The organism is Psychrobacillus sp. FSL K6-2365 (assembly GCF_038003165.1).
Lineage (GTDB): Bacteria > Bacillota > Bacilli > Bacillales_A > Planococcaceae > Psychrobacillus > Psychrobacillus psychrodurans.
The window spans coordinates 2,611,135-2,624,284 of record NZ_JBBOOO010000001.1; the positions used below are offsets into that span (position 1 = coordinate 2,611,135).

The 13,150-nt window shown below is 34.6% G+C and carries 14 protein-coding genes; 5 read left to right on the forward strand and 9 right to left on the reverse strand.

Annotated features, from left to right (window positions below; genetic code table 11):
• Window positions 1-64: 64 nt before the first annotated feature.
• A complete protein-coding gene (locus tag MKY29_RS13015; protein ID WP_241596521.1) occupies window positions 65-277 on the reverse strand; it encodes a helix-turn-helix domain-containing protein in 213 nt (70 codons plus the stop codon).
• 19 nt (window positions 278-296) lie between these two features.
• Entirely contained in the window at window positions 297-479 is a 183-nt protein-coding gene (locus MKY29_RS13020) for a helix-turn-helix domain-containing protein (RefSeq protein WP_340880034.1), read from the reverse strand.
• 339 nt (window positions 480-818) lie between these two features.
• Here MKY29_RS13020 and MKY29_RS13025 point away from each other — a divergent pair, with 339 nt between their 5' ends.
• From MKY29_RS13025 to MKY29_RS13035, 3 genes are all read left to right on the forward strand, one after another.
• The gene (locus MKY29_RS13025; RefSeq protein ID WP_340880035.1) at window positions 819-1,250 is read left to right on the forward strand and encodes a helix-turn-helix domain-containing protein; all 432 of its coding nucleotides are present in this window, start codon (window positions 819-821) and stop codon (window positions 1,248-1,250) included.
• Between the two features lie 14 nt (window positions 1,251-1,264).
• Window positions 1,265-1,699: an ImmA/IrrE family metallo-endopeptidase gene (locus MKY29_RS13030; protein ID WP_241596530.1), complete on the forward strand. Its 435-nt coding sequence runs from the start codon at window positions 1,265-1,267 to the stop codon at window positions 1,697-1,699.
• A gap of 110 nt (window positions 1,700-1,809) precedes the next feature.
• Window positions 1,810-2,967 carry a tyrosine-type recombinase/integrase gene (locus MKY29_RS13035; RefSeq protein ID WP_340880036.1) on the forward strand — a complete coding sequence of 386 codons (1,158 nt, stop codon included), beginning with the start codon at window positions 1,810-1,812 and terminating at the stop codon, window positions 2,965-2,967.
• 90 nt (window positions 2,968-3,057) lie between these two features.
• Here the strand turns inward: MKY29_RS13035 and lepA are convergent, their stop codons facing one another.
• The 3 genes from lepA to gpr form a co-directional block, all read right to left on the reverse strand.
• Window positions 3,058-4,887, reverse strand: a complete 1,830-nt coding sequence (gene lepA, locus MKY29_RS13040) for a translation elongation factor 4 (protein ID WP_090563854.1) — start codon at window positions 4,885-4,887, stop codon at window positions 3,058-3,060.
• A gap of 309 nt (window positions 4,888-5,196) precedes the next feature.
• A complete protein-coding gene (gene spoIIP / locus MKY29_RS13045; RefSeq protein WP_241596533.1) occupies window positions 5,197-6,015 on the reverse strand; it encodes a stage II sporulation protein P in 819 nt (272 codons plus the stop codon).
• A gap of 54 nt (window positions 6,016-6,069) precedes the next feature.
• The gene (gene gpr, locus MKY29_RS13050) at window positions 6,070-7,086 is read right to left on the reverse strand and encodes a GPR endopeptidase (RefSeq protein ID WP_090563858.1); all 1,017 of its coding nucleotides are present in this window, start codon (window positions 7,084-7,086) and stop codon (window positions 6,070-6,072) included.
• 148 nt (window positions 7,087-7,234) lie between these two features.
• On the opposite strand from gpr, the gene rpsT reads away from it, so the two are divergent.
• Window positions 7,235-7,483: a 30S ribosomal protein S20 gene (rpsT, locus tag MKY29_RS13055; protein ID WP_090563860.1), complete on the forward strand. Its 249-nt coding sequence runs from the start codon at window positions 7,235-7,237 to the stop codon at window positions 7,481-7,483.
• Between the two features lie 422 nt (window positions 7,484-7,905).
• Here the strand turns inward: rpsT and holA are convergent, their stop codons facing one another.
• Window positions 7,906-8,910 carry a DNA polymerase III subunit delta gene (gene holA / locus MKY29_RS13060; RefSeq protein ID WP_093496127.1) on the reverse strand — a complete coding sequence of 335 codons (1,005 nt, stop codon included), beginning with the start codon at window positions 8,908-8,910 and terminating at the stop codon, window positions 7,906-7,908.
• Between the two features lie 155 nt (window positions 8,911-9,065).
• On the opposite strand from holA, the gene MKY29_RS13065 reads away from it, so the two are divergent.
• Window positions 9,066-9,200 carry a YqzM family protein gene (locus MKY29_RS13065; protein WP_090563866.1) on the forward strand — a complete coding sequence of 45 codons (135 nt, stop codon included), beginning with the start codon at window positions 9,066-9,068 and terminating at the stop codon, window positions 9,198-9,200.
• Between the two features lie 237 nt (window positions 9,201-9,437).
• Here MKY29_RS13065 and MKY29_RS13070 read toward each other — a convergent pair whose 3' ends face one another.
• The 3 genes from MKY29_RS13070 to MKY29_RS13080 all read right to left on the reverse strand — a co-directional run bounded on the left by MKY29_RS13070 (window position 9,438) and on the right by MKY29_RS13080 (window position 12,971).
• Window positions 9,438-11,528: a DNA internalization-related competence protein ComEC/Rec2 gene (locus MKY29_RS13070; RefSeq protein ID WP_340880037.1), complete on the reverse strand. Its 2,091-nt coding sequence runs from the start codon at window positions 11,526-11,528 to the stop codon at window positions 9,438-9,440.
• 173 nt (window positions 11,529-11,701) lie between these two features.
• Complete coding sequence (locus tag MKY29_RS13075) at window positions 11,702-12,283, reverse strand: ComE operon protein 2 (RefSeq protein ID WP_340880038.1); 582 nt, start codon at window positions 12,281-12,283, stop codon at window positions 11,702-11,704.
• Between the two features lie 70 nt (window positions 12,284-12,353).
• The gene (locus MKY29_RS13080) at window positions 12,354-12,971 is read right to left on the reverse strand and encodes a helix-hairpin-helix domain-containing protein (protein ID WP_340880039.1); all 618 of its coding nucleotides are present in this window, start codon (window positions 12,969-12,971) and stop codon (window positions 12,354-12,356) included.
• Between the last annotated feature and the right edge of the window lie 179 nt (window positions 12,972-13,150).

The following is a 13,150-nucleotide window of genomic DNA, read 5'->3' on the forward strand; positions in this document are numbered from 1 at the left end:
CAGGCATCTGTTAGATGGATTCTTGAGGATCCAAAGAAATAGAAGTTGAGTTTCCTGTAAATATTCATTTACTAACCTCAAGAGCTTTTACTTCTTGCAAATCAGTTAAATCCATTCCAACGTATTGCCTCATGAAATTTTCAATTTCAATTGTAGATACTTTCATTCTTCCAAGTTTTAAACCTTGTAAATGTCCTGATTTAATTAGTTCGTACACTTTGTTTTTATTGCATTTAAGAAGTTTTGCTACTTGTGAAACTTCGAGTAGTTCTGGCATTAGATTTTTAACCTCCCCATTAAATATTTAAAATTTTTTGAATATGTTTTATATGTTCTTGTGCTTTAGGACCATCTTTGCGTCCACGGATGATATCAGATAGATAGGCATTTGAAATACCTACTAAATCAGCAAGATCTTTCTGTTTCATTTTTCTCTTAAATAGTTCACTTCTTACTTGTACTCCAAGGTCTTCTGACATAAAATAACCTCCTCATTTCATTTATTTCATACCGTCATTGGCTCGGTATCACAGCGCATTAGAAAAAATAAGCTAAATAATTAACTAATAGTGTTGACTTGTTTTATGCGTATAGTTTAATATAGAAGCATAGCTAAATAAGACTTATGAAAAGCCTGAAATACTACATTTAATCCGTTCCCCAACGCCAAATGTGTTTTAATAGGTCGTATTTTTTATACTTATTTTTAGCTAACCAATTAGCTTATGTCAGTAATATTAAACTATATGCATAAAATAATCAACTGTTTTTATGCTAAAAGTTTAATTATTTTTGACAGGCAACTAAGGATGGTTGATATGACAACGTTTGAGGTAGTAAAAAGATTATGTGAAGAAAGAAAGATTTCTATTAACGACTTGGAAAAGTCATTAGGTTATTCCAAAAACACACTTTACCGTTTAAAAACACAAATACCTGGTTCAGATAAACTAGCTACAATTGCAGACTACTTTGATGTTAGTACAGACTATCTTCTTGGTCGCACTGACAAAAAGAGATACTATGATTTAACTGAAAAAGATGAACAAGACATTCAAAAAGAACTTCAAAAAATGCTAGATGGTTTGTCTACAAGTGGACATGCTGCATTTGACGGTAGAACTATTGACGAATTAAGCGAGGAAGAATTAGAAGATAGAGAATTATTAAAAGCAAGTTTAGAAAGTTCAATAAGACTAGCTAAACGGGTTGCTAAACAGAAATTCACCCCTAAAAAATATAGAAAATAGTAGGAGTGTTGCTTGTGTCTTCCGTCAAGTCTTTAGTCAGCCATTTAGTCCAAAAACATGGCACGAATGATCCTTTCAAAATCGCCGAGCTAATGGGGATTATTATTAAATTCGAGTCTTTGGGTTCAGCATTAGGTTATTATGATAAGCACTTTAGAGTACCTATTATTCATATCAACCAAAATGAAACAAAAGAAAAGCAATTTTTCATTTGCGCCCATGAACTTGGACATGCTGTGCAGCATCCAGATACCAATACTTCATTTCTGAGAAAGAATACTCTATTTACTACAGATAGATTCGAAATAGAAGCTAATACGTTCGCAATCGAACTTTTATTACCTGATGAATTATTTAAAAGTAATGACTCGGGCTTTAGCCTCTGTGATGCTGTAAACGAAAAAGGAGTTCCAGAGGAACTATTAACTCTGAAAAGTCTGCATCATTAAAAAAATTTAACCTATAAAAGAACATTTGTGCCCATAAAAGGAGGCGTTGCTAATCTAAATTTATGAAAATAGCATACAGATCAAATATTTTATTAAAAGGAGTGAACAATATGAAAGGTGGAGTACGTAAAAGAGGTAACTCATGGTATTACTACTTTGATTATGGAATTGTAGAAGGTAAACGCAAGAAGATTGAAAGATTAGCTGAAGGAGCTTCAACAAAATCTGAAGCACAAACCGTATTAAGAAGAAAAATAATAGAATATGAGAATGTAGGAATGGTATTTAAACCATCTGAAATTACTCTACACGACTATTTAAATTATTGGATGCAAGAATATGTCGAATTAAAATTGAAGTTGAATACACAGTATAATTACGAAACTACGATACGTATACACATATCTCCTGCGTTAGGTAAGTATAAACTAAAAGCATTAACACCTGAAGTACTACAAAAATTTGTGAATGATAAAGTTCGTGAAGGTTTTGCGAGGAAAACAGTTGAGATCATGATGGGTATTTTAAATAAGGCTCTACGACATGCAGTTTACCCTTACAAGTACATTAATGAAAATCCTATGCAATATGTCGAACTAATGATGGATACGCTTAAAAAGCAAACTAGAGAGGATTTAAAGATACAATCAAATGAGAACTTAAGATTACTCAATAATCACATTAGCGTAGATAGTGACTTTTATGTACCCTTCCATATTGGAATGAATATTGGATTGCGTGTTGGTGAAACCTGTGGACTTGAATGGTCAAAGATTGATTTTGAAGAAAAGACCATCGAGGTTGATCAACAGCTAATCGGTGAAAAGAAAGACAACGGAAGAACTGAATGGATCCCAGCGAGTCTAAAATCAAAAGCAGGTTATCGAACAATTGCTGTTGGTGATAATCTTCTTGATCTATTACGTAAAGAAAAGATACGCCAAAAACAAAACAGATTAAAATATGGAGAATATTATATAAAAAGTGATAGAGTATGTGTGAAAGAAAATGGACAGCCCTTGACACCGTCCATAATCAAATATCACACTCGCATTATATCTCAAAAATTAAATCTCAAATTTAATTATCATTCATTACGTCATACATTAGCAACCAAATTAATTGAAAATGGTCTACCGACTAAAACTGTGCAAAAAATTCTTGGTCACAGTCGTGCTTCAATCACAGAAGATCGTTATGTTCATCTTACAGAAAAGATGCAACGAAATGCCGCTGATGTCATGGATATGTTCACAAAAGAATTATAAACTTTGCCACCCAAATATAAAAGCGGTGGCAAGACGGTGGAAATGCCACCATTTTGTAAAACCTTAATATCCCCTAACCATTGATACCACTTACTTATTTGGCTCATCCATTTTAAGAACAGCCATAAATGCTTCCTGAGGAACTTCTACAGAACCTACTTGCTTCATGCGTTTTTTTCCTTCTTTTTGTTTATCAAGAAGTTTGCGTTTACGAGATATATCTCCACCGTAACATTTCGCCAAGACATTTTTACCGATAGACTTAATAGTAGACCTAGCGACAATTTTTTGTCCAATAGCAGCTTGTACTGGAACTTCAAATTGTTGTCTAGGGATTAGAGCTTTTAGCTTTTCAACTATAACCTTCCCACGTTCGTACGCGAAATCACGGTGAACAATAAAGCTAAGAGCATCCACTTTCTCACTGTTAAGTAAAATATCCATTTTCACTAACTTAGATTCCTTATATCCAATTAAGTCGTAATCAAAAGAAGCATAGCCTTTTGTACTCGACTTTAAAGCATCAAAGAAGTCATAAACAACTTCTGATAAAGGAATTTCATAAATAATATTAACACGTGATTTCGATAAGAAATCCATCGTGATAAAGTTCCCTCGTTTACGTTGACAAAGTTCCATAACTGAACCGACATAATCTTCTGGAACCATAATAGATGCTTTTACATATGGTTCTTCGATTGTATCTACTTTTTGGACGTCCGGCATCATTGATGGGTTGTCCACTTTTAGAGTATCTCCGTTTGTAAGCTTTACATCATATATAACACTAGGTGCCGTAGTAATTAAATCAATCTTAAATTCACGTTCTATACGCTCCTGAATTATCTCCATATGTAATAATCCAAGGAAACCACAACGATATCCAAAACCTAATGCTTGGGAAGTTTCCGGTTCGAACTCTAATGCTGAATCATTCAGTTGAAGTTTCTCTAGAGCCTCACGTAAATCAACGTATTTCGTATTATCAATTGGATATAACCCACAGAAAACCATTGGATTCATTTTTTTATATCCAGCTAAAGGTTCCAAAGCAGGATTGTTAGCTAAAGTAATCGTATCACCGACACTTGAGTCACCTACGTTTTTCATCGAAGCTGTTAAAAATCCAACGTCACCAACAGTTAATTCAGAACGCTGTGTCGTTCTAGGAGTAAATACTCCAGTTTCTACTACTTCGAATTCCTTGCCAGAAGACATCATTTTAATCGTATCGCCTGGTTTAACTGTACCTTCCACAATACGAATATAAACAATTACCCCACGATAAGGATCAAATAATGAGTCAAATATCAAAGCCTTTAAAGGGGCATTTGGATCTCCAGATGGTGCAGGTACTTTTTCTACAATTTGTTCTAGGATTTCTTCGATACCAATACCAGCTTTTGCAGATGCTAAAACAGCTTCTGAGGCATCCAAACCAATAACGTCTTCAACTTCTGCTCTTACACGCTCTGGATCTGCAGCTGGAAGATCTATTTTATTGATAACTGGAAGTATTTCAAGATCATTATCTAAAGCCAAATAAACATTTGCAAGTGTCTGTGCTTCAATTCCCTGTGCTGCATCTACAACTAAAATAGCACCTTCACAGGCAGCTAAGCTACGAGACACCTCATAGGTGAAATCGACATGACCTGGAGTATCAATAAGATGGAAGATGTACTCTTCACCGTCTTTTGCATTATAAGTCAATTGAACAGCATTCAATTTTATAGTAATACCACGTTCACGTTCAAGATCCATTGAATCGAGTAATTGGCTCTGCATTTCTCGAGATGTTACCGTTTGCGTTTTTTCTAAGATACGATCCGCAAGTGTCGATTTCCCATGATCAATATGGGCAATAATCGAAAAATTACGTATTTTCTTCTGTCGTGCCAGTCTCTCATCATTATTCATACTTGTTCACTCCTAATTAAACTACTTGCATTATAACAGATAAAGGATTGTTTAAAAAATATTACTGTATCATTGTATGTACATTCTAGATTGTTTAAATTGAGTTGAACCCATAATTAATTGATGTCGTGCTGAGTGGATATCAACGTTGTTCGGGTTTCACTATTTAATATACTTTTATGTATTTTAAAATATATAATTTTTCGCCAGACTTTAATCTTATCAAAAACCTCTTAATAACACAATCTACGAGTATATATTCCTTATGAAAAGAGATGAAGCATAATTGCTTCATCTCTTATTGTTTACTTATATTGGTAAATCTTCATTTAACATATTAGATATTGCTTTTGCTAAAACTGCAATAGAACGATTTAATTCCTGTTCATTATTATCGATGCCACCCAATTCTACATTGAGTAAAATTTTGGAAAGGTCTTGATTGTATACACCGTCTACTCCCTTTCCTTCTCGTGGTAGAATTCCTCGTGAAATTCCAGGAACTAATTTATTAAGTTGATCAGAGAGATTTTGTGCGAGTTGTTCATTCCATTTATAATTGGGGTGCTCTCGGCCAATAACAAATATAAATTTAGCATAGCGTTCTTCTCCATTTATAAGCGTCGTCACATTTGCTTTTGCGGAATCCCTATGAATATCTAAAATAATATCATATTCTTTCTGCCCAATTGCTTGTTGAACAAAAGGTCTTATTGAATCATATTGTTTCGCATCTCCTGTACTCTCTGGTCCCAAAATATCGGTTTCTAATTGATGAACTGCAAATTGAGCAGTTATCTGCTCTTGGAAGGACGTAATATTGTTTTCTGAATGGTACGTTGCAATTTTCTCACCCTTAGCAGCTAGTATAGGCTTATAGGCTTCTTGAGAATGGGTAAAATAAACAAATGCTTTTTTAGGTTCTAAAATTTCGGGAGCAGCAGTTTTTGTTTCTAACTGCGCGGCGTAGACGACTGCAGTAGTACTCTCCTCTTTTGGTGTTACTTCTTTTGTTGCGGTTTGTTGCTTTTGTTGCGGGAAAAGAGGCGTTTGGACGGTTGCAATAATAATTGGTGCTAAAAATAAAAGTAATAAAATGCTAACTACATTCTTTAAGGACTTAGCCATAATTTCCACTCTCCTCACACAATCGTATGAAGAGAGCGGCAATTTTAGAACACTTTATCTAGTTGTAATCCAACTTTCTATCCCATTAGACAATATATATGCATAGTGTTCAACCCAAGCATCCGTTTCTTTAGGGGTTACAAATAGGGATGGGTTTTTACCGACAAATACTTCTTCAAACAACTTTCTTTTTTCTTCCGTAGACCACGTAACCCATTCTCCAAAAATTGGTTGAAGTACAGATTTGTCGATGTTCGGTTTTTTATTAGAAACCATCGGCGTTACCGCTAATGCAGAGGAAGGTCGCCCTTTTTCCTCCACCTTAGAAGCAATATAATGAATGACTTGCTCCATTGCATCAGCATATAAAACTGGTCCATCCACAACCATCGGAATACCTATAGCTGTTACTGGCACCCCATATACTTCTTCCGATATTTCTTTTCGTTGATTTCCTACACCTGATCCTGGATGTATTCCTGTATTTGTCAGCTGAATAGTTTTACATAGGCGTTCGCTATTTCTAGCTGCTAAAGCATCTAACACAATGATTAGATCTGGTTTATATGCTTTACTAATTGCTTCTACAAAATCACTTGTCTCAAAACCTGTTTGTCCAGTTACCCCTGGAGCATACATCACTACTTTTACCCGTTCAGCACTTTCAGTCAATGAAGAACTTTGTAAATACTCAATTGCCTTTGGACCAATGGCATCAGGAGTTATAGTTGCATTACCTAATCCAATGATTAATATTTTTGAGTCCTTCGATAGATTTAAATCATGATGCATCTCTCTAAGTTTTTCGATAAATATTTTTTCTAAGGGTTTGAAACTATCCTCTTGGTCCGGACTCACCGTCAAATCCGTTAAAGTAATATATTTACCTTTTTTCTTTCCTAATTTCTTTTCTCCTTCTTCATTGACTTCAATTGATGTCACAAGTACTGCACCTTCACGATTTTCTTCGAATGTAATTCCTTCGGAGTTTTTAAGTTTATTTTTCTCCTCGCCTGTACGATGCTTTACCATTTCATCTGATTCATCTAATAAATCAGTTCTTCCCCACATAATATCACCTCTTATTTAGTGTGGTCGATGTGTCAAGTAAATATTCTTTGCATTTATATATTGCAATTTGTTTTTGTGTTTGTTAAAATAATGCTTGTTGTATTAGAAAGAAATGTATCATCTCAGACCTTATTAGGAGGTGAAAGGTATGCCAAACATTAAATCTGCTATTAAACGTGTTAAGACAAATGAGAGATTAAACACTCAAAACGCAAAAGCAAAATCAGCAATGCGTACTGCTGTGAAAAAAGCTGATACTGCTGCTCTTAATAACGACGAAAACGCAAAAGATCTAATTAAAACTGCTATTCAACAACTTGAAAAAGCAGCTTCAAAAGGATTAATTCATAAAAACGCAGCTTCTCGTAAGAAGTCTCAATTAATGAAAAAAGCGTAATAAAAAAAGACTATCCGATTATTTCGGATAGTCTTTATTTTTTTCAAAAAATAGTTTTCCCCTTAAGTGCACGGTGAAAATTCTGTAAAAGCATTTTTGACTTCACATAAAAGAAACTATTTTTTAAAAAAACATTGCACAAAAGGTTTCTCGTTGATTATTACTTTTAGGTTCTAATATAGAATATCAAATCGCGCTATCCCCCCTAAAGAGTAGGATTTAAAGAAAGAATCATGAACATATCTTGGAATTCTGTTATTAACATAAATGCCCGTAAAAACACCATCACAAAATGAAGTGACTAGCAATTTCTGCTTAACAGACTATAACTTGGAAAAACCATCTTTAATCACGTATTTATTGGTGGATTAACATACTTAAATCCAAAGATTATAGAGTGAACTTAATAACGATTAAGCCCCTTACTTCAGCAAAAACATCTCTAAAATTCTATCTCGATTTATATTTAGTGTTTTTAACTGTAAATCGACTGTCGCAAGATCATTCAATGTTTGCAGCAGTTTTTGTTCATTGTGAAGCATAGGGTGATCTATTAATAACTTTACTCGGTATGGATGGACCTTAAGCTGATTGGCAATTTGCTGAGCATGATAGCCTTTTTTCTTTAAGTGGCTTACCTGGACCATTAATCTAACTTGTGTTGCTATTAAAGCATTTAGCTTTAATGGATCCTCTTTTCTCTTCAATAAATCGTGATAAATTTCAATCGCTTCACTTTTATGCCCCGAAAGATAAGCATTTCCTAATGTAAAAACATCCTGCTCTAGAGTACGTACAAGCAACTTCTTTATTGTGTCACTATCGATCTCTTGCTCTTCGCCAACGAAAGTTGCTATTTTCGCTAACTCTGTCTGCAGATGAACAAGATCCGTTCCACCAAGTTCAATAAGGCAATCTATAGACTCATCAGACATCGTTTTCCCATGTGTAGAAAGTTCATGTAAAATCCATCCCTTTAAATCATGGACCTGTAAGCTAACTGACTCAATAACATTGGCTGTCTGTTTCATAGCTTTTGTAATTTTCTTACGTTCGTCTAGTTTTTCATAAGGTGCTATAAAAACAGTGATTGCTGATGGTGAAGGAGATTTCAACCACTCTTCTAGACTAACCGTATCATGGACTATTTTTTCTTTTCCCTTTTCAGTCGCTTTTAGAAAGAATGCATTTTTTGCTATAACCAGTTTCTTATCTGAAAAAAAAGGAATAGTATCTGCCTCATACATAACCTCGTCTACTTTACTTTCCTCCATATCGAAGGTGATAACTTCTAATTCCCCTTGATCATTTAATTGTCTTTTAATTCTTTTTAATGTTTCTTCGATAAAATATGCTTCATTTCCATATAATAAATACACAGAAGAAATGTTATTATTAGATATCTGCATCCACTTTTCTGAAATCATGTTAAGTGCTCCTTGCTATGTATAGTTATATTTCATTATATCGTAAATACGTGTATAAATTGTGACATTATATGCCTTACTAGAAAAAGAAAAGTTTGTATATAGATTTTTTATAGGCAATCCTTTATAATTAGGTGGAAATAGGAGGGGTAACAATGAATGAGTTTGAACAAAATGTCCAGTCGAAACGTAACGACGCGATCGACTCTGGTGTAGGTTTTGTAGTCTCCTTTGGTTTTTTTGCAATAATGTTTGTCATTGCAACCGTTATTGAGTTCGTAGCTCGATAAAATGAAAATTCAATTAGTGAGATATTCTTCAATCGTACTGATTGAAAACTAAAAGGGTTTTGCCTCGTGGAGGTAAAACCCTTTTTTCACTGCACTTTCATATTTCGAAGCTAATATAATATAGCAAGCGGAAACATTCTAAGCATCTGGGGCACAGCTTCATTCTCCTTTTGCCACAGGATGTTAGTCAGACGTGGCCACACAATATGGCTTATTAAGCCTTTGTCCTTTAAATACTTATGGAATTGTAACAGTCATATCCCCACTTTTATTAATCTCGACTTCAATAGTACCGTCCGTCCCTGTCTGTAAATAAGGAATTCGCAATTCTTCTAGACGCTCGACCACCTCTGGATGTGGATGACCATAGCGATTTTCAAAGCCTGCTTGTATTATCGCTACACTAGGCTGAACCAAATTCAAAAACTGCTCAGTGCTAGAGGTTTTACTGCCATGATGACCTACTTTCAATACATCAATTTGTTGTATTGCTCGTGAATAATACTCCACTAGATCTAACTCACCTCGTTCCTCTAAATCTCCAATGAATAATCCATGAAAATTATTATTTCTCATTGATAATACAAGAGAATCATCATTCCCCTCATATATTTCATCCATTGGATATAAGTATTGAAAATGATAGTAATCTGAAAAGATAATGTCCCCAGCAATCTTTTCATAAACCGGGATTCGTTGCTTATCAATCTCCACCCTTAAATCATCCATTACTTCTTTCTCCCAAGAACCAGGAGTAATATGAATCTCCTTTACTTTTACTCCTCTTAGAACTTCTTCTGCACCTTCCATATGATCAGCATCTGCATGGGTAATGATAAGTATATCGATTGCATTTATACCCTTTCCTTTTAACAAAGGCAAAACAACCTGTCTACCAATTTCGTAAGGTTCATTTGTTTGTTTCCAAGTTTCTTGATCGAACCTTAGTAATCCACCTGTATCTATCATTATTACTTGTTTTCGGTAAGGCATTTCAATTAGTATACAATCACCTTGTCCAACATTTACAAAGGTAATTCGAGTTGTTGAATCCGTAAGAGGAGCTAATTGAATAACTAATAGAGTGATTAAGAAATAAAGGGTACATCCAAATACCTTCTTTTTTCTTTCTATGGAGATAAGTATTGCAATCACGCTAGTGTAGGCAAGAAGTATCATCCAGTTCTCCGGCCTCATAGGATTCCACATCTGGTATGGTAATGTACCTAACTTTAGAATGAGAATATCAATTAAGCCTCGAATAGGTTCATACACGAGAAACAAAGCTTCAGAGATAGAAGGCACTACAAATGTTAGCAACAGAAACAAAAGATTAAGAGGTAAAACGAGAAACGTAAATAAGGGAACAAATATTAAATTTGCGAGGAAAGAAGAAATAGAAATTTCATAAAAGTGATAGAGAAGAATAGGATAAACGATAACTTGACAAACTGCAGTTAGAATAAACGATTGTAATAAATAGGAATGAGTTGATTTTAATAAAATCGAGGAATAAATAAGTGAAAATGCAGCTAAATAGGAGAGTTGAAAACCAATTTGGAATATAATCCAAGGTGTTAGAAAGACAAATCCCATAAAACTTAATGAAAAAGCGTCTTCTATTGCTATTTTTCTTTGAAAAAGTACTGAGATTAAAACAATCTCTGTTACAGAAACAGATCTCCATACGGAAGGCGCCCCTCCAGCAAGCAAAGCATATAAAGGTAGTGCAATTATTAACAACCAGTTTGCGGTTTCCCTTCTTACACCTAAACGAATCATTATTTCAAAAATTAACCAAACGATGAGCGCAACATGTAGACCAGAAATAGCAAATAGATGCGTTATACCGAGTGTCTGGTAGGCACTTTGCATATCGGAAGGCATTTGCTCCCTACTACCTATTAAAAGTGCTTCTGCCTCTGCTTGGAGCGATAATGGAAAGCGATCCCGTATATGCTGTTTCACCTTAAAACGCTGCCCTGCCATAAAAGTTATAAAATCTGTATTTTTTCCAATGAGCTCATACTGAGTAACTTGAAGTTGTCCGACAGAGCCATTACTTTTTAAATAATTTTCCATATTAAATGCATACATATGTGATTTTGGTCCATTAGAAGTTTCTTCCGAGCGTATATTCATAGTTATTCCTGCAAGGGAATGTTTTTTGAACGCTTCCTTATATTGTTCACTTTCCAGTTTTAATTGAACATACCACTTATCCTTGTTCTCTGATATAGCAAAACCACGTAGAGTGCTTCCATTAATGCGATATGTGTCTGTCCAAGTAATTTGGGTGACATTTTGAGCTAGTGAAGGAATAGGCATTCTCTGCAAAGTATAAAAATAGCAACTTATTCCTAAACATAAAATAATTACTATAAATGACACTGAAAACTGTTTATATAAAAGCAAAAAAAGAATTACAAACAAGAAGAACAGGATAATGATAGATTCGTAAGCTGCTATTACACCTACTATAACTGCTATAGCGATATATATTAAATTTCCGCGGATGTTGTTAATCCAAATAGTTCTGCCACCTTCATTTCATATGGTGCTAATTCTTCAACACTTGCTCCTTTTTCTTTCAGCTTTGATATTAGTTCTGTGTACAACGCAACTTTTTCATCACTCAAGAAATCTATCTTTCGTTCATCGAAAGGCACATGAATAACTTCGACTCCCGCCTTATTTAACAATTCAATGGCATAAGAGTTGTTTTTATAGTCTTGAGCATAGTACAGACGACTAATCCCAGCTTGAATGATTGATTTCGTACACGGTAAGCATGGGAAATGAGTTACATATAGGTCAGCACCACTCACTGTAATCCCGTATTTAGCACATTGTAAAAGAGCATTCATCTCTGCATGTATAGTTCTCACACAATGGTTATCCACGACATAACATCCATGATCAATACAATGGTCACCACCTGAGATAGATCCATTATATCCTCCTGCCATAATTCGGCGATCACGCACAATCGAAGCGCCAACTGCAAGACGTGTACATGTGCTTCTAAGTGCAAGTAAATGGCTCTGAGCCAAGAAAAATTGATCCCATGTTATTCTCTCCATATAATTACCTCCAAAATATACGTTTATCTAAGTGTAGTAGTTTGTGTAAGAAACTTCAATAATTCGTTTGTTATTTTACGGATATTAATGGTTCCAGTTTCTCATATGTTTTTTGTCCAATACCAGTTACTTTCTTTAAATCCTGTTTTTCCTTGAAGGCTCCAGATTGCTCGCGATGAGAAATAATTGCCTCGGCTTTAGCTGCTCCAATGCCTGGTAAAGTAGACAAAACTGTAGAATCAGCATTATTTATATTTACTAACGACGATTGTGAACTGCTAGTAGGTAACAGCACTTCTTCTACTTCTTCGCCCTCTTCAGGAACATAGATTACCATCTCATCTTTCACACGCTCTGCATGATTAATATGTTTTGAGTTACTAGACTCTAAATAGCCACCAGCCATTTCAATCGCATTTAATACACGATCTCCTTCTAAAAGTTCATAAACACCCGGTTTCATTACAGCACCTTTTACTTCCACAAAAACAAGGGGAGTTTCTACATATTCAATTATTTCTTCTTCTGGAAAATTTTCTTTTAATGGGATAGTTGGGATTGAATCAGCTTTGGGGGTAGCCGATTTTAGAAAGGATTGAATACTGATGAACAGTATTATTCCTATTACTACTACTGGGAGTAATAGCATTTTCTTATATTTCTGGACGAACTGTTGAATCAGAATCATCAGCCTCTTTCATAAGAGGTAAATTATATGGAGTTATAAAAACTATACTAAATTTACGTGTAGATGAAAAGGGTTATTTTAAAAGTCATAACGGTAAAAAATTACCAATAACTAGGGAAAGAAAGATCTGTCACTAACGAAGAAGGAAGATTTAGCGAGTGGAAATAGAGAAGTTAAAT